Here is a 17,265-nt window from a genome sequence, read left to right as displayed (position 1 = left end):
TGTAAAACTCTGCTATGTATCATTAAAGATAGCAGGAGGACTTTATGTCACCGATTGAAGCAATTATACAAGGGATTATACAAGGAATCACAGAATTTTTGCCGATTTCTAGCAGTGGTCACCTTTCCATATCAAAGCATATTTTTGACATACATATGCCCGGTATTTTATTTGACATTATGCTTCACTTAGGCACACTGGTTGCTGTTGTTTTTGTATATAGAGAGACAATAGGCTGTCTAATTCTCGAATTTTTTAAGTGCATTGGCGATATTGTGCGTGGAAAATTTAAATGGAGCGAAATGAGCGAGGCAAGACGCCTTTTAATTATGCTCGTTATCGGCCTCGTGCCGTTGTTCTTTCTTTTCATCCCAATCCCTGGTACGGATATGAAGATTAAAGATTTATCAGAGCTTTTCTCTACCGACAATGATATTGTTGTGGAAGGGGCAGCACTTCTTGTAACAGCCTTGCTTTTGTTTTTGGGGATTCGTTCTTCCAAGAGAACAAAACCGCTTAGACGGATTGGTGCACACGCAAGGCCTGATCCCGTTCAAGGACGCACAGCGGTTACGGTGAAAGATGCGATTATTATCGGTATCACACAATTTTTTGCAGCATTATTTCCCGGGATTTCACGTTCTGGTTCGACACTGTCAGCGGGACTGATGAGTGGGTTAAATAAACAAACAGCACTTGACTATTCTTTCGTTTTGGGAATTCCTGCTATTTTGGCCGCGGCTGTTGTGTCTGTGAGTGATGTTGCTCCTGGCGATATCGAGCAAATAGGCGGCGTTGTCATACTGGGTATTGGTGTTGTGGTATCAGCGGTTGTTGGATTTTTGGCGATTAAGCTTTTAAGATGGCTTTTAAAATCAGACCGTCTGCAAATTTTTGCTTATTATACGTTGATTGCGGGTGGTATTGTATTAATCGTAGGTATAGCAGAACATGTACTTGGCAAAAATTTGTTTACAGGAACATTGCTATAAATTTTAAGTAAGAACTCAAGTCAAAATAATTTTATCGGACTTTTAATATAAAGTCAGAACTAAACAAAAGGGGCGTGAATCATTTTGGGGGCAAAACAGACAGTTGCTACCAAAAAAGCATTAGCAAAAAAATCTTCTACGGCTAAGAGTGCCAAAGCGAGAAATCAGCGGACAGCAACTCGAACAAAAACAGGCACGCAGAGGATGACAATAGAAAAGGCGAGACAGTTAAATCAGGTGCGTGCGGTTGTCCTTTTTGCAGTGGCCATACTTTTAGGAAGCTTGATTTTAATTCCGGGAGAAAGCCTTTGGAATTGGACACATAAGGCTTTGCTAGGTGTGTTTGGCGGCTGGGCAATTATTGCGCCGATTTTGATGATTTATGTTTCGATTGCGAGTACACTGGAAACAGATCGCAGTTCTATGCGTTTTAAAGTATGGATGACAGTGCTGATTATTTTAATCTGCTGCACAACAGGTTACATATTTGCGGCCAAAATGCCTGAAACCGAAATTAAGTGGACAGAGTATATCCCTTATCTCTACCAGAACCATATAGGTGTTGAAGGTGGTGTCATTGGAGGGCTAATTGGCAAACCGATTGTTGCTGCAGCAGGCGAGTTAGGCTCTAAAATTTTAATTGTGCTGTTCTTATTTGTCTCAGTGATGATTTTGACGGGCACTAATCTCATTCAGCTCTTCAAAACCATTAAAAAACCGGTAGATGTGGTGTCAGATGGTATTCAAAATGCTAGACAGCGCAGAGAGGAAGAACGAGAAATTCTTCGCTCACAAGAGATTAATATTCCGCTTGAGGATGAACTGCCAAGTTCTCCTGTACGTTCAGAATCTTCTCCGTTATTCCCTAAGGCACAGCCGGAGAAAAAGGTTAAAAAGCAGCCGAGTGAAAAACTGGAAAAGCTCAAAGAAGTCTTTGGCATTGCAGAACATCCCGATAAGCAGCATGTACAGCCACCTGTTGAGAACACAGCTGTTGTTTTTCCTGAGCCTGAAGAAAAAGATGTTTTGCATGAGTCAATTCCTGCTATAAAGCCGATGAAAAGAGAAATTCATGAAGAATCTGCACCAGAGCCTATTGTACCTGTTTCTGCCACAGCAACGCGCATTGATCCAACAGCGGACGTACAAGTAGCCAGAGAGGCAGAAAAAGCAGCAGCAGAATTTATTAAGAAGCATGCTGAAGATGAAAAAAAAGAGCTCAGTGGCTTGAATATGTATAATAGCATAAAAGATCTTCCCGGTACTTATTCTTTTCCGCCTATCACCATGCTAGAAGTCGGAAAAAGACTGAACCCCGCGGTTGAAAGTGAAGAGCTGCAGACCAACGGACGTATTCTGGTAGAAACGCTTAAGAGTTTTGGTGTGCAGACCAAAATTCTGGATATTTGCCGAGGTCCTTCGGTCACTCGTTATGAGCTTCAGCCGGCGGCCGGTGTGAAAATCAGTAAAATTACCAATCTGTCTGACGATTTAGCGATGAATTTGGCAGCGATTGGTGTTAGAATTGAAGCACCAATTCCAGGCAAAGCAGCGGTTGGCATAGAAGTGCCTAATAAAACAAAATCAACGGTCAGAATGCGAGAGTTGATTGAGTCAAACAGCTTTATCACGGCGAAAAGTAAGCTTACTGTAGCACTGGGCAGAGACATTGCCGGACAGGTTCAGGTGGCAGATTTAGGTAAAATGCCGCACGTTTTGATAGCCGGTACGACGGGTTCGGGAAAATCAGTTTGTATTAACTCGTTGATTGTAAGTTTGCTCTATAAGTCAACGCCCGATGAAGTTCGTTTTTTGATGATTGACCCCAAGGTGGTAGAACTGGGTATTTATAACGGTGTGCCGCACTTGCTTGTTCCGGTTGTGACCGATCCTAGAAAAGCAGCGGGTGCGCTTGGTTGGGCAGTCACAGAAATGCTCAATCGGTATAAGATGTTTGCAGAATGTAATGTGCGTGATTTGCACGGCTATAATGCATTGGCAAAAGCGCAGAATTATGAAGATGAAAATGGACAACCTATGCTGAAAATGCCGCAGATTGTTATCATCATCGACGAGCTTTCTGACTTGATGATGGCAGCACCAAACGAGGTGGAGGATGCTATTTGCCGATTGGCTCAAATGGCTCGTGCGGCAGGTATGCACTTGGTTGTTGCCACGCAAAGACCGTCTGTTGACGTTGTAACAGGTTTGATTAAAGCCAATATTCCCAGTCGTATTGCGTTTGCTGTGTCGTCTTCGATTGACTCCCGTACGATTTTAGATACGGGCGGTGCTGAAAAATTACTGGGACAAGGAGATATGCTTTTTGCTCCGGTTGGTGCATCAAAACCACACAGAATTCAAGGGTGTTTTGTCAGCGATAGCGAGATTGAATCTATAGTAGAGTTTGTAAAAAGCGCTCGTGAGATGAAATATGACGAAAAGGTAATCGAAGAGATTGAGAGAAACGCAGTAGCAGAACCCAAGAAAAGCGAGATAGGGGATGACACGAGCGAAAATCAAGACCCGATGTTGAGCGAAGCAATAAAGTGCGTAGTAGAAGCAGGACAAGCGTCTACTTCACAGCTGCAAAGGCGTTTGCGCTTAGGCTATGCGAGAGCAGGTCGTTTGATTGATGAAATGGAGCAAATGGGCATAGTCGGTCCTCACGAAGGTTCTAAGCCCCGTCAAGTACTGATGACCTATGCTCAGTGGCTTGAGTCTAACATGCAAAAGCAGGACGAAGTTGTGAATACAATAGGAAACGCTGATGAAGAATCAGAGTAAAACAAAATGTCGGTATGTGATTATTAGCTTAGCTGTCATTTTTCTTGTTTTTTCAGTTACGCCAATGGGACAGGACTTTGTAGACCTCATTGCTGAATCCCTTGACTTACAAGTCAATTCTGAAGAAGAATATCCGCTAAATATTTATTTTTTATCGGTTGGTAAAGCGGATGCGATTGTTATTGCCTGCGAGGATGAATATGCACTTTTAGACTCAGGTACCTTTGATCGGTCAGAAGAGGTTGAAGTTGTTCTGCGTAGGTTAGGCATTGATAAACTTAAGCTTGCGGTGGCTTCTCATCCAGATAGCGATCATATCGGAGGATTTTCCAGGTTGCTCAAAAGTTTTGCAGCAGAACAGTTTGTCCAGCCTAATTTCCCAGATCAATTGGTAACCGATAATGCAGAACAACAGCAATTAGAAACGACATTAAAGGAACTTGCGTTACCGATTACGAAGGCACAGGCAGGTGACAAATTTCAGCTTGGAACCGCCACGATAGAAGTGCTTGGTCCGGTGGAAGAATATGCTGAAACCAACAATTATTCATTGGTGCTCAAGTTACAGTATAAAGACTTTTCAGCTTTGTTTTGCGGTGACATAGAAGCGCAAGCAGAGGTTGATTTACTAGCTACCGATGTAGATTTGCGTGCCGATTGCATTAAAATTGCGCATCATGGCAGTAAAACGTCATCAACAGCAGAATTTTTGTCGGCAGTGCAGGCAAAATATGCAGTAGTTTCAACAGGAGCTGATAGTAATAAATTGCCTCGTTCAGAAGTTTTAAAACGCATTGAAGCGTTGGGCGCTGAAATTTATCGCACAGATTTAGACGGGAAAATTCAGGTTTCTTCTAACGGAGAAGAAACGATTATAAAAGCTGGCAAAGCAGGATGATATTAGTGACAGCGTTCTATATAAAATAGATAAGCTCAAATTTGATGGAAGAAAAGGAAGGATAGCAAAATGAGAAGATTAATTATTGATCGTTTTGAAGGAAAATATGTAATTTGTGAAGATGCAGAGCAAAAAAGTTATGCAATTGAAATTACCGAATTGCCGGAAAATGCAAAGGTTGGTTCTGTGATTGATATTACGGATGATGGCGAACTGAAAGTGAATGAAGAAGAAACAGAAGATATTAGGAATCGAGTGAACGAAAAACAGAAGAAGCTATTTAACAAATTCTAAATACTGGTATGTTTTGTAAGAATAATAAAATCAAAGAGAGCCTACACAAACGAGGCTCTCTTTTTTGCGTACTACAAATTGATTTGAAATAGCAACAAGTGATATTATCAAGAATCAGCAAATAAAAAGAGAAGAAACCGAGTAGTAAGCAAAGTCGGTTTCTTCTTTTTTTAATATATTTATATTTTATTAAGCAGCAAGATTAAACTTCTTCTTTAGGTTGGTCGCTTTCCACTAAATGAGAAGTGCAGTGGGGGCAGCGAACAGCATCAATACTGATAGTAGTTTTGCAAAAAGGGCATTCTTTTTCAGTAGCTGGCGCTGCTTCGGCTTCAATTTCTTCTTTATGTAAAATATCTTTTAGTTTGTTGATATTACTCAGCTGATTAAAAGCTTTTACCACAAAGAACACGATTAGAGCGACGATGAAAAAATTAATTAAAGCTGAAATGAAAGCAGTGGGATTAAAGACCGGAGCAGCCTTATCTTTGGGGACAAGAGCATTGTTGGTAATCAGCCCGATAAAAGGCATGAAAACATCGTTAACCATCGAGTTGACAATAGAAGTAAATGCGCCGCCGATGATGATACCAACAGCAAGATCAATCACATTGCCTCGTGAAATAAATTCTTTGAATTCTGTAAATAATTTTTTCATAAAATCACCTTTTTATTATTATATTTTAGATTTTTAAGGAAAGTTAGACCGCATAATTGCCAGCATTTTGTGAAGAATAAAAACGGAGGTGATGACAAAATGAGTCCAAAAGAATTATTGTATATTGAAGATGCACTGGGACATGAAGAATTTTGCATTACGCAATGTAAAAATGTAGTTCAAAATTTGCAGGACGGTGAACTCAAGCAGTGTGCACAACAGCTGTGTGAAAAACACCAGACTTTATTCGGTCAGCTCTACCAGTTAATATAGAGGAGGTAAAAACGATGGATGACAGAACCTTAATGGAAAGTCTGCTGATGACTGAAAAAGGCATCTGCGATTTGTATATGCACGGCACAATCGAATCTGGCACGCAGAATGTAAATCAGACTTTTAGTCAGGCATTGAATGACTCACTCTGTATGCAGGGTGACATTTACAAGAAGATGTCTGCAAGAGGATGGTACAAAACAGAACAGGCAGAAGAACAGAAGATTCAAATGCTTAAGCAAAAGTATGCGAATGGGATGAATGCGAGCAATTAGAAAAGCAAATGTTTGGGGCAAAGCAGAATCTTGACGAGGTCTTGATTCTGCTTTTGCATTAAAAAAATCAACTTGGTGGACAAAAGCTATTTTTGAGAAGCATGTCTTTTTCAACAGATGTCAAAAAGGCAGCTTTTATGGCATTCAATTGTAACTGATGATTTTGTTCAGGGGACAACAAAAACGTTTGCTGTAAGAGATTGTACTCATGTTTTAACGTTGTGCGTGAAACAGTCATATTGTCTGTATTAATTGTGGCAAGAATCCCTCTTTTTAGAAAAGTTTGTAAAGGAAATTGTTTGGCAGATGCAATTGCTCTAGTCTGCAAATTACTGCTGAAACAAAGCTCAAGGGGCATTTGCTTTTCAGCAAGATAATCCATCAATTTTTCATCTTTTATACTTTGCACACCGTGTCCGATTCGGCTTGCACCCATGGAGATGGCTTCCCAAATACTTTCAGGACCGTCAGCTTCTCCGGCATGAATCGTGTAAGGAATTCCCTCAGCCGCCGCTCTTTCAAATATGGGCTTAAAGAGAGCGGTTTTATATAGTCCTTCTGCACCAGCAAGATCAAGCGCACAGACACCTTGCCCTAAGAATGCTTTGGCCACTTCAACGGTTTCAAGGTTTTGCTTTAGATTATTTTCACCACGCATACAGCATAAAATCAATTGTGCGTGTATTTCTCCTTGGTATTGTAATAAGGATTGGTGCAGAGCATACACAGCTGATTCAACAACATCATATTGAGAAAGCTTTTGCCTAGTATGAAGCTGTGGGGCAAAGCGAATTTCTACATAGGAAAGACCTTGGTTTTTTAGGCGTGCTAGCAGGTGAGAAAAGGCAAAAGTAAGAGCTTCTTTAGTTTGCAAAACAAGCAAAGGGAGTTCAAAAGTTTGCAAATATTCATTTAAATCTTGACAATTAGAAGATACTGATAGCATAGAAGCAAGCTCGTCAATTGACTGAGAAGGTAACGTGAGATGTTGCTGCTTGGCGAGAATAAAGATTTCTTCAGCCGTTAAAGAACCATCTAAATGCAAGTGTAAATCAATCATATTTTCCATTGCTCAAGTGAAAATTCCTTTCTTAAAATTGTATTGGTACAAATAACAAGTTGAATTTATATTTTAGGCTATATCATAAGAGTTTATTAAAATTTCTATAAGAATCGTTAAAATCAATTGACTTTTTAGGATAGTACCGATAAGATAGGAAAGAGGATATAGAGGAAATGAGGGAGTAAATGAATCTTAGCGTGATAATATCCAATCCACTAATTAATGTAGGCGTCATTTCATGGCTTTTAGCACAAATTATTAAAAATGTAATAGACTACTTTAAACATAAGACATTTAATAAAAAACGTTTGGCCGGTGCAGGTGGAATGCCCAGTTCTCATGCCGCAGTAGTATGCTCGGTGCTGCTATTGTCTTTTTATTTATATGGGTTTCATTCTCCAATTTTTGGTTTGGCATTTGTGGTAGCGCTTGTTGTCATGTATGATGCCACGGGTGTTAGGTGGTCAGCAGGGCTTCATGCAAAGGCAATCAATCATATTGTAGAATATCTTGAAAACGAAGATGGTATTGATAAAGAAAGCTTACACAAGCTCATTCCGACACTTAATGAGTCTCTGGGGCATCGAATGATTGAAGTAGTATGCGGTGCTTTGTTGGGGTTCGCTATTTCAGCCTTTACTTATTTGGTTATCATGTAAATTATACTGTATAAAAAGCTTAGTTGTAAGAAAAATGGTATCATATAACTGAAAGTATTATAACAAGAAAGAGCACAATATTCAATCTTAATTATGAAATTTTGATGAACGAATAGATGATGAAAAAGGTACAACCCAAAATTTGCGGGTTGTACCTTTTTCGTGATTTGGCAATCAATTTAAGATAAATGTTTAAGTTAAGAGGGTTCAAACTGACTGTGATATAATTGTGCGTAAAGGCCGCCGGCGGCTAAAAGCTCATTGTGATTACCTGTTTCTACTACATTACCCTTGTCCATAACCAAAATCATATCTGCCGAAGCAATGGTAGAAAGACGATGAGCAATGACAAAGCTGGTGCGTCCTTGCATCATAGCCAAGAAAGTTTTTTGAATGCGAATTTCAGTCAGCGTATCAATAGAAGAAGTCGCTTCATCTAAAATCAACATTTCAGGGTCGGTCAGCATGATACGGGCAATTGTTAAGAGCTGCTTTTGGCCTTCAGAGAGGTTGCCGCCGTCTTGCTCTAAAAGAGAGTCATAACCGTTTGGCATTCGGCGAATGAAAGAATGCGCATGAGCGGCCTTCGCCGCGGCAACAACTTCTTCGTCTGTAGCGTCAGGTTTTCCATAGGCAATATTCTCGCGAATGGTACCGGCAAAAATCCAAGTATCTTGCAAAACCATACCGAAACTCCGGCGTAAGCTGTCACGAGTAACTTGAGAAGCATCTTGCCCGTCAACATAAATGGCACCACCGTTTAGTTCATAGAACCGCATTAATAGGTTAACAAGGGTGGTTTTTCCAGCACCGGTAGAACCAACAATGGCAATAGTGCTGCCAGGAGCAACTTTTAAATTGAAATTTTGAATGAGAGGTTTGCCTTTGGTGTAAGAGAAATCAACATTCTTAAATTCAACAGCTCCCTTTACACATTTTAAATCAGGAACAGTGCCGTCTTCTTGCTTTTCTTCAGTAGCGTCAATGACGATAAAGACTCGTTTCAAAGAGGCGATACCTGTTTGGATGTTCGACATGATTCCTGAAATTTCATTGAAAGGTTTAGCAAACTGGGAGGAGTAAATTAAAAATTGAGAAATCATCCCAATAGTAGCTCCGCTGCTAATCGCAATTAAAGAACCAACCAAACCAACTAGTAGATAAGAAATATGGTCGATAAAGCGAGTAATAGGGTTGAAAATAGCAGAAGCAAATTGAGCTCGTGTAGCCGTTTTAAAAAGACTTTGATTGATAGTCTCAAAAGTGACTATGCTGCTATCTTCATAACCAAAAGCTTTCACTAATTTTTGATTTCCGACCATTTCTGATACAAAAGCAGACATATTACCAACTGTTGCCTGCTGAGTAATATAGGTTTTTCGAGTGAATTTAGAAATTAAAAAACCTGCAATAAAGACTAAAGGTGTACATAAAAGAATAGTCAGCGCCAATTGTACATTTAGCATTAGCATGATGATAAGAGAAGAAATGACGATAACAATACCCATGAAAAGACTGACGATACTTAATGAAAGCGCATCAGAGACATTGTCTAAATCATTTGTGAAACGGCTAATCATATCACCTTGAGCCGAACGGTCAAAATAAGATAAGGGAAGTTTTCCGAATTTGGCAAACATCTTTTTGCGCAAAGTTTCGGCGGTGTGGTAGGAAACATAGTTAGAGATTAAAGAAACAAACCACTGAAACAAAGAAGCAGAAAGAAATAGAATGGCAAGTATAATAATAATGCGTGAAAGTGCTCTAAAATCCACATTATCTTTACCAAGCATAGTGTCAAGTGCTGAACCAAGATACATGGTGCTGAGTACCGAGCTGATACTGCTGATGATTGCACAGACGAAGAGCAGGATAAGGTGAAGCTTATAGCTAGACATAATGCCAAGCAAGCGAATTAAGGCGGCTTTTTCTTGTTTGTTTTTCTTTTTCATAGTTAAGCCTCCTTACCTTTCATTTGTGTTTGCGATTGGTAAATTTCTCGATAGATTTCACTATTCTCAAATAAATCTTGATGCGTGCCAATAGCGCCAATTTCACCATCATCCAGTAAGATGATTTTTTTAGCGTCTGCAACAGAGCTAATGCGCTGTGAAACAACAAGTAAGGTGGTGTTCGGTAAATTATGCTTCAAAGCCTGGCGGAGAAGCAAATCGGTTCTAAAATCGAGAGCACTCAAGCTGTCGTCCATGATGAGAATATCAGGCTTCTTGATCAGGGCTCTGGCAATCGCTAAACGTTGGCGCTGGCCGCCCGAAAAGTTTTTGCCGCCTTCTTGAATGACAAAATCAAGCGTTTGCGGAAGATTTTCCACAAAATCTTTTGCTTGTGCTGTTTCAAGTGCCTGCCACATTTCTTCTTCGGTAGCTTCAGCGTTGCCCCAACGAAGGTTGTCGGCAATACTACCTGAAAAAAGAATGCTATGCTGTGGAACAATGCCAATTAGGCTGCGCAGTTGTTTTTGAGAATAGCGGCGAACGTCTTCTCCATAAAGTAAAACGCTGCCTTCATTGGGATCGTAAAATCGCTGCAAGAGGTTAATTAAAGAGGTTTTTCCGCTGCCGGTGATACCGACAACACCCAAAGATTCCCCTTTTTTTACAGAAAAATCAAGGTCAGTCAGTGCCGGTTCTGTTCCGTTATAGGAAAAAGAAACATGCTGAAATTCGATTATGTTTTTGCTGTCACGAGAAACTGCAACAGGTTCTTCAGGAAAAGAAAGCGAAGGGACTGTGTCCAAAATTTCATTGATTCTGACAGAAGAAGCGGCAGCCTTCGTGAATAATACAATTAGATTTACAACAATAACCAGTGCCAATAAAAGCTGAGTGGCGTAAGTGGAAAGTGCCAAAATATCTCCGTTTTGCAGGCGTCCTCCATTAACAGCCTGTCCGCCGAGATATAGAATGACAATAATACCGAAGTTCATGAGAATAGAAGTGACAGGATTGGAGAGAGCGGCCAAGCGAGAAACATGAATATAAGCGTCTGACAATTCTTCTGTGGTATCATCACAGCGCTTTTTTTCTGTATTCCACCTTGCAAAGGCACGAATAACTCTCACACCAGATAGATTTTCTTTGATGACAACACCCAGATTATCCAATTTTTTCTGTGCGGCACGATATAACTTAGAGGTATGTGTTGTGAAAAAATAGAGCAATAAACCAAGGATTGGCATGAGTATCACAAACACAAGTGAAAGCAAAGGGTCTATTGTAAACGAAAGTAAGATAGAACCAATGCACAAAAATGGCGCCCGTGAAACAAGGCGAATCGTCATAGCAATTGCCTGCTGCACATTATTCACATCGCCGGTAATACGGTTGATTAAGGTTGAACTGCCAAATTGGTCGAGCTCACGATAAGAAAAGGTAGAAATTTTTCTCATCATTTCACTTCGAATTTCAGCCCCCACACCTTGAGAAGTTTTTGAGGCAACATATTGGCAAATAAGAGCAAAAATTAACCCCGCAATTGATACAAGCATAATCATCCAAAGCATAGAGAAAGTATAGTCTTTGTCTTGGTTAGGAATACCTTTATTTAAGATTTCTTTCATAAAGATAGGAAGAAGCAGTTCTAAAATAGCTTCAAAAAATTTAAACATCCATCCCAAAACAAACGGAACTCTCCACGGTTTGATAAACCGTAATAGTTTTTTCAATTCATCCACTCCCATTGAAACAAAATTTTCAAATTAAAGGATATCCATAAAAAAGAGCGTGTTCATTTTAAAATAAAATAGTATTGAAATGAAGTAGTCAAGAAAGACAATATAGTTTTGCTTCTATACGATTCAGTACGATTTTATTCCAAAAGACAAAGCTATCTTTTCTGCAAACCCCTAATATTTTATAGTATAACAAAAAATACAGCTAAATTAAAGGCAAAACTAAAAATCGCGAAAAATGAAATTAATTTTCTCTTTCAGGCACTATCTCCAACAAACCTTCATACATATTGTAAATGGAGATAGTCAGATTTAAAATGAAAAGGGGCGAAGATGTATGTTGATGCAGCTGCTAGAATATCTTTCTGGTGTGATTTATCTCATTCTTCATGTAACAGGTGCAGGGTCTTTTCCAAAGGCTTTGTCTTCTGCAGAAGAAAAGAAGCAGTTGGAGAAAATGGAAAGGGGAGACAAAAAAGCAAGGGGTGTTTTGATTGAACATAATTTGCGCTTAGTGGCGCATATCATTAAAAAGTACTACTCCAATATCAATGACCAAGAAGATTTAATTTCCATTGGAACCATCGGGCTGATTAAAGCAATTGACAGCTTTGATACTTCTAAGGGAATTCGCCTTTCTAGCTATGCCTCAAAATGCATTGAGAATGAAATTTTAATGTTTTTTAGAAGTGGCAAGAAAACCGCGCAGGATATTTCCATCAATGAACCTATTGAAGCGGACAGCGACGGCAACACGCTGACAATTATGGATACGATGGCCACAGAAGACATTGTAATTGAAACAATCGACACGAAAATGAAGATGGAGCGTCTCTATCAATATATGGAGAGCCGACTCTCGAGGCGAGAAAAAGAAATTATTGTAATGCGATATGGTTTGTGTGGCCGCATGCCCTTATTACAGCGTGAAGTAGCAAGACGTTTAGGGATTTCGCGCAGCTATGTTTCCAGAATTGAAAAGAAAGCACTTGAGGTTTTGAAAGAAGAATTTGAGCGTTAAACAAATCTTTTTACACGCTGAACAGAAAAATCAGCATATTGTGTACAAAATAGACAATATGAGTAAATTATATGTGTCCACATTTAAAGAATATTACCAAATTTATGTTGAGTTTTGAAAGAAATAATGTTATAATAACGCCAAACAAGTCGAAACAGCTAATCGCCAAATCGCTGACGAGAAAAGTCTTTCTGCTAGGTCAAAAAAGTGAGCAAGAATGGTCAAAAAGGAATATAGAGGAGTCACAACATGACAGTACGGGAACAGGACTTAAATAATAAAAGGATACCCACGCAAACAGATATTCCCAGATACCTGTTTCATAAGGGCGAAAACCGAAGAGCTTATGAATATCTAGGACTACATAAAACAATCGAAGAGGGCAAGGAAGTTGGCGTTGCCAGAGTATGGGCACCAAATGCTAAAGCTGTTTCGTTGGTAGGAGATTTTTGTGACTGGGATGAAACAAAATATCCAATGCAGCTTTTGAGCGGTGGCGTGTGGGAAGTTTATACCGACTTCAAACCGAAACCTTTTATGCTGTATAAATTTAGTGTTCAAGATAAAGACGGTGACTGTGTTCTAAAAACAGATCCCTATTCTTTTCATATTGAAACTAGACCTGGAACGGCCTCAAAATACTATGATATTACAGGCTATCAGTGGCAAGATGCGCAGTGGCAGAAATATAAGCAAACCTATCCCCACTATTCACAGCCAGTCAATATCTATGAAATGCATGCCGGCTCTTGGCGCAAATATAAAGACGGCAGTGTTTTTTCCTATGAAAAATTGGCAGACGAATTAATCCCCTATGTCAAGGAAATGGGGTATACCCATATTGAATTCATGCCGCTCACCGAGTATCCCTATGACGGCTCGTGGGGATATCAAGTATCTGGCTATTTTGCACCGACTTCTCGATATGGCACCCCCGAAGATTTAATGCAGTTTATTGACCGCTGCCATCAGGCTGGTATCAGTGTAATTATGGATTGGGTGCCGGCACATTTTCCGAAAGATGCTTCTGGTCTCAGTAAATTTGACGGCACTTGTTGCTATGAATATAAAGATGCCAAAAAGGGTGAACACAAAGAGTGGGGGACGCTCGTTTTTGACTATAGCCGAAAAGAAGTGATAAGCTTTTTGATTTCAAGTGCTGTCTTTTGGCTGAAAGAATATCATTTTGATGGCTTACGTGTAGACGCAGTAGCCTCTATGCTTTATTTAGATTATAATCGTGAAAACGGAGAGTGGCTGCCCAATGAAAGAGGCGGCAATGAGAATTTAGAAGCGGTTGCCTTTTTGCAGCAGCTTAACACAGCTGTGTTTGCAGAATCACCAGACGCTATGATGATTGCGGAAGAATCGACAGCATGGCCCAATGTCTCCAAACCTGTTTATATGGGTGGGTTAGGTTTTAACTACAAATGGAATATGGGCTGGATGAATGACATGCTGCGCTATATGTCATTAGATCCGATTTATCGTGGGGGCAATCATAACAGCTTGACCTTTTCGTTCTTTTATGCTTTTTCAGAGAATTTTGTTCTGCCAATATCGCATGATGAGGTTGTGCATGGCAAATCTTCTTTAATCAATAAAATGCCCGGTGAAGATAAAATGAAGGCAGATGGACTGCGCTGTTTTATCGCGTATATGACGGCTCATCCCGGCAAGAAATTGATTTTTATGGGAACAGAATTTGGCCAAAAAACAGAGTGGAATTTTGAAAAAGAGTTGGAATGGAAACTTCTGCAATATCAGGAACATGAGCAAATTCATCGTTTCTTCAAAGAAATGAATCATTTTTACCTGCAAAATCCTGAGCTTTGGGAAATTGATTTTTCTTGGGAAGGCTTTCACTGGATTGCCAATGATGATTATTCGCAAAATGTGATTGCTTTTGTTCGCAGAAGTAAAAGTGGGAAAGAGCTGATTGCCGTGTGTAACTTTTCACCCATTGAACGCCGTAATTATGAGATTGGCGTCCCTTGCTTAGGCACTTATGAAGAAGTATTTACTTCTGATAAGAAGGAATATGGAGGCAAGGGAGTCAGTAATGGCAAAGAAATTCAAGCGGAGGACAAGGCCATGCATGGGTTTGAACAAAGCGTTTCTTTAACTTTACCTGGCAACAGCGTGATTTTCTTGAAATGTGTACAAAAGGTAGAAAAAAAATATATGAAAAGGCCGAAATTCAAACTAAATGAGGCCAAAGAGAAATGGGAAAAACAAGATTTAGAAGAAATAAAAGTCACACAAAAACAGTGTTAAAATTGAATCATAAGGAGGAAAAATTATGCTGCCAAAGCAAGAAGTAGTGGCAATGCTCTTAGCAGGCGGACAAGGCAGCCGCTTGGGGGTTTTGACAAAAAATCAGGCAAAACCGGCTGTACCCTTTGGAGGGAAATATCGGATTATCGATTTTCCGCTATCAAACTGTGTTAATTCAGGAATTGAAGCTGTAGGTGTTTTGACACAATATCAACCGCTTGAGCTGAACGAATATATCGGGAGCGGACAACCGTGGGATTTAGACAGTATGCACGCAGGGGTTCACGTATTGCCGCCCTATCAAAAAAATAAGCGCTCGGATTGGTATAAAGGTACGGCAAATGCCATTTTTCAGAATATGCGCTTTATAGAAAGATATAACCCCGACTATGTGGTTGTGCTTTCAGGTGACCATATCTATAAAATGGATTATTCGAAAATGATTTCTTATCATAAAGAAAAAGAAGCCGATTGTACAATTGCTGTATATGAAGTGCCTATGGCAGAAGCGTCTCGTTTTGGCATTTTGAACACGAATGAGGACGGTACCATTTATGAATTTGATGAGAAACCGAAAGTACCAAAGAGCAATTTGGCTTCTATGGGTATTTATGTTTTCTCTTGGCAGAAGCTGAAAAAGTATCTAACAGAAGACGATAAAATGCCGAAATCGCAACATGATTTTGGTAAAAATGTTTTGCCGGCTATGCTCAATGACGGAGAGAAAATGTTTGCTTATCGTTTCTCGGGGTATTGGAAAGACGTTGGCACGATTGATAGCCTTTGGGAATCAAATATGGACTGGCTAGACAAAAATGTGACCAGTGATTTGATTCAAGACGCCAATAAAATTTATTCTCGCAGTGAAGTGCTGCCGCCTCATTACATATCTGCCAGTGCCAGTGTACAGAATTCTATTATTGCAGAAGGCTGCAATGTCTATGGCAAAGTCGATTTCTCCGTGGTATCATCAGGTGTTTATATTGCTGCCGGCGCAGTAGTGGCAGATTCCATCATCATGCCTGGTGCGGTGATTGAAGAAAATGCTAGGGTGCAGTATGCAATTATCGGCGAAAACGCAGTGGTTGGTAAAAATGCAGTGGTGGGCAAGCGCCCCGAGGATATGGAAGACAAAGACAATTGGGGTGTTGCAGTGGTAGGCCCAAATTATCGGCTTGCACCTGAAACTGTGGTTGCTCCCAAAGCCATGCTCGATGCAGATGAGGAGGAAGAATAATGCACGGAACCAATGTAATCGGAATTTTATTTGCCTATGTGCACGAAGAGCGAATTCGCTCCTTGACAGAAAATAGAGTCATGGCCTCTGTTCCGTTTGGCGGACGTTACCGCTTGGTTGATTTTGCGCTTTCCAATATGGTGAATTCAGGAATCAATCAGGTTGGTGTTGTGACGGAGGAAAACTATCAATCACTTATGGATCATCTTGGCTCAGGCAAGGCATGGGACTTGTCACGCAAGACAAAGGGGCTTTCTCTTTTGCCTCCTTTTGGGGCTAAAATCTCTCGTACAGAAGGAAAAGTAGAATCACTTTCGACGATTAAACGTTTTTTACACGCCGCAACTGAAGAATATGTCTTGCTTAGCGATTGCGATATCGTAGCGAACATTGACTATCGTGAGCTATACGACTTTCACACTAAAAATGACGCTGATATTACAGTAGTCTATCGCCACGGTAATTCGCCTGATACGGACAAGAATACGGTATTTACCATAGATCCCAGCAATGTCGTCAGAGAAATCTACCTTAAAAGAGGATGTCATTTCGACTGCAATTATGGTATGGGAATGTATCTCATTGCTAAAGAAAAGCTGATTGAACTTGTCGACGACTGCATGAGCCGCAATCTCTATGATTTTGACAGAGATATCATTCAGCGTGGTGTGAAAGATATGAAAATTTGTGCCTATGAATTCACGGGTGCAGCTTATCCAATCACTTCTTTTGAAGCTTATTTTAATGCCAGTATGGCACTCATGGACCCTAAAGTGCGCTCACAGTTGTTTGTCCCTTCTCGTCCTGTATATACTAAGGTGAGAGACGATATGCCCACTCGTTATGGACTTGGTTCAGTGATTCAGAACTCTTTTGTAGCCGACGGCTGTGTGGTTGAGGGCGAAGTAGAGAACTGTGTTCTGTTTAGAGGGGTAAAAGTCAAAAAGGGAGCAAGGCTCAAAAACTGTGTTATTATGCAAGATACAATTGTTGGTGAAAACAGCCGCCTTGACTTTGTGGTGGCCGATAAAAACGTAGAATTTACAGATAACGCAACCATTATGGGACACACAACCTACCCTGTTTATATCGTGAAAGGCAGTAAGGTTTAATGTTATCTTGGTTAAGGAGGGAGTTAGA

The 17,265-nt window shown here is 40.1% G+C and carries 15 protein-coding genes; 11 read left to right on the top strand and 4 right to left on the bottom strand.

All coding sequences use genetic code 11. The features are described 5' to 3' along the window. Positions 1-44: 44 nt before the first annotated feature. The 4 genes from CS931_RS04030 (at position 45) to CS931_RS04015 (ending at position 4,971) form a co-directional block, all read left to right on the top strand. Complete coding sequence (locus CS931_RS04030; RefSeq protein WP_099204453.1) at positions 45-992, top strand: undecaprenyl-diphosphate phosphatase; 948 nt, start codon at positions 45-47, stop codon at positions 990-992. 84 nt (positions 993-1,076) lie between these two features. Further along, complete coding sequence (locus CS931_RS04025; RefSeq protein ID WP_370738178.1) at positions 1,077-3,779, top strand: DNA translocase FtsK; 2,703 nt, start codon at positions 1,077-1,079, stop codon at positions 3,777-3,779. Beyond that, the gene (locus tag CS931_RS04020) at positions 3,763-4,677 is read left to right on the top strand and encodes a ComEC/Rec2 family competence protein (RefSeq protein WP_099204452.1); all 915 of its coding nucleotides are present in this window, start codon (positions 3,763-3,765) and stop codon (positions 4,675-4,677) included. The genes CS931_RS04025 and CS931_RS04020 overlap by 17 nt, the downstream gene beginning before the upstream one ends. 69 nt (positions 4,678-4,746) lie before the next feature. Further along, on the top strand, positions 4,747-4,971 hold the full coding sequence (locus tag CS931_RS04015; protein ID WP_099204451.1) for a DUF3006 domain-containing protein: 225 nt from the start codon (positions 4,747-4,749) through the stop codon (positions 4,969-4,971). A 202-nt stretch (positions 4,972-5,173) separates the two neighbouring features. Here the strand turns inward: CS931_RS04015 and mscL are convergent, their stop codons facing one another. After that, a complete protein-coding gene (gene mscL / locus CS931_RS04010) occupies positions 5,174-5,629 on the bottom strand; it encodes a large conductance mechanosensitive channel protein MscL (RefSeq protein ID WP_099204450.1) in 456 nt (151 codons plus the stop codon). Positions 5,630-5,728: 99 nt separating this feature from the next. Here mscL and CS931_RS12775 point away from each other — a divergent pair, with 99 nt between their 5' ends. Together CS931_RS12775 and CS931_RS04005 are read left to right on the top strand one after the other, a co-directional pair. Next, positions 5,729-5,902: a hypothetical protein gene (locus tag CS931_RS12775; RefSeq protein ID WP_200814933.1), complete on the top strand. Its 174-nt coding sequence runs from the start codon at positions 5,729-5,731 to the stop codon at positions 5,900-5,902. A gap of 14 nt (positions 5,903-5,916) precedes the next feature. After that, positions 5,917-6,177 (top strand): spore coat protein, encoded by a 261-nt coding sequence (locus CS931_RS04005; RefSeq protein ID WP_099204449.1) that lies wholly within the window; start codon positions 5,917-5,919, stop codon positions 6,175-6,177. A gap of 67 nt (positions 6,178-6,244) precedes the next feature. Here the strand turns inward: CS931_RS04005 and add are convergent, their stop codons facing one another. Continuing rightward, on the bottom strand, positions 6,245-7,246 hold the full coding sequence (add, locus tag CS931_RS04000) for an adenosine deaminase (RefSeq protein WP_099204448.1): 1,002 nt from the start codon (positions 7,244-7,246) through the stop codon (positions 6,245-6,247). A 179-nt stretch (positions 7,247-7,425) separates the two neighbouring features. On the opposite strand from add, the gene CS931_RS03995 reads away from it, so the two are divergent. After that, positions 7,426-7,899 carry a divergent PAP2 family protein gene (locus CS931_RS03995; RefSeq protein ID WP_099204447.1) on the top strand — a complete coding sequence of 158 codons (474 nt, stop codon included), beginning with the start codon at positions 7,426-7,428 and terminating at the stop codon, positions 7,897-7,899. 197 nt (positions 7,900-8,096) lie between these two features. Here the strand turns inward: CS931_RS03995 and CS931_RS03990 are convergent, their stop codons facing one another. Further along, positions 8,097-9,851, bottom strand: a complete 1,755-nt coding sequence (locus CS931_RS03990; RefSeq protein WP_099204446.1) for an ABC transporter ATP-binding protein — start codon at positions 9,849-9,851, stop codon at positions 8,097-8,099. A gap of 2 nt (positions 9,852-9,853) precedes the next feature. Beyond that, the gene (locus tag CS931_RS03985) at positions 9,854-11,584 is read right to left on the bottom strand and encodes an ABC transporter ATP-binding protein (protein WP_099204445.1); all 1,731 of its coding nucleotides are present in this window, start codon (positions 11,582-11,584) and stop codon (positions 9,854-9,856) included. Positions 11,585-11,927: 343 nt separating this feature from the next. On the opposite strand from CS931_RS03985, the gene sigK reads away from it, so the two are divergent. From sigK to glgD, 4 genes are all read left to right on the top strand, one after another. Continuing rightward, positions 11,928-12,611, top strand: coding sequence for an RNA polymerase sporulation sigma factor SigK (gene sigK, locus CS931_RS03980; protein WP_099204444.1), 684 nt, complete (start codon positions 11,928-11,930; stop codon positions 12,609-12,611). A 249-nt stretch (positions 12,612-12,860) separates the two neighbouring features. Continuing rightward, positions 12,861-14,888 (top strand): 1,4-alpha-glucan branching protein GlgB, encoded by a 2,028-nt coding sequence (gene glgB, locus CS931_RS03970; RefSeq protein WP_099204442.1) that lies wholly within the window; start codon positions 12,861-12,863, stop codon positions 14,886-14,888. Between the two features lie 25 nt (positions 14,889-14,913). Then, on the top strand, positions 14,914-16,125 hold the full coding sequence (locus CS931_RS03965; RefSeq protein ID WP_099204441.1) for a glucose-1-phosphate adenylyltransferase: 1,212 nt from the start codon (positions 14,914-14,916) through the stop codon (positions 16,123-16,125). Next, complete coding sequence (gene glgD / locus CS931_RS03960) at positions 16,125-17,237, top strand: glucose-1-phosphate adenylyltransferase subunit GlgD (RefSeq protein ID WP_099204440.1); 1,113 nt, start codon at positions 16,125-16,127, stop codon at positions 17,235-17,237. The genes CS931_RS03965 and glgD overlap by 1 nt, the downstream gene beginning before the upstream one ends. Positions 17,238-17,265: the final 28 nt, after the last annotated feature.

This window comes from Scatolibacter rhodanostii (assembly GCF_900197595.1).
In the GTDB taxonomy this organism is placed as follows: Bacteria; Bacillota; Clostridia; order Oscillospirales; family Acutalibacteraceae; genus Scatolibacter; species Scatolibacter rhodanostii.
This window is presented reverse-complemented; position numbering and strand designations above follow the sequence as displayed.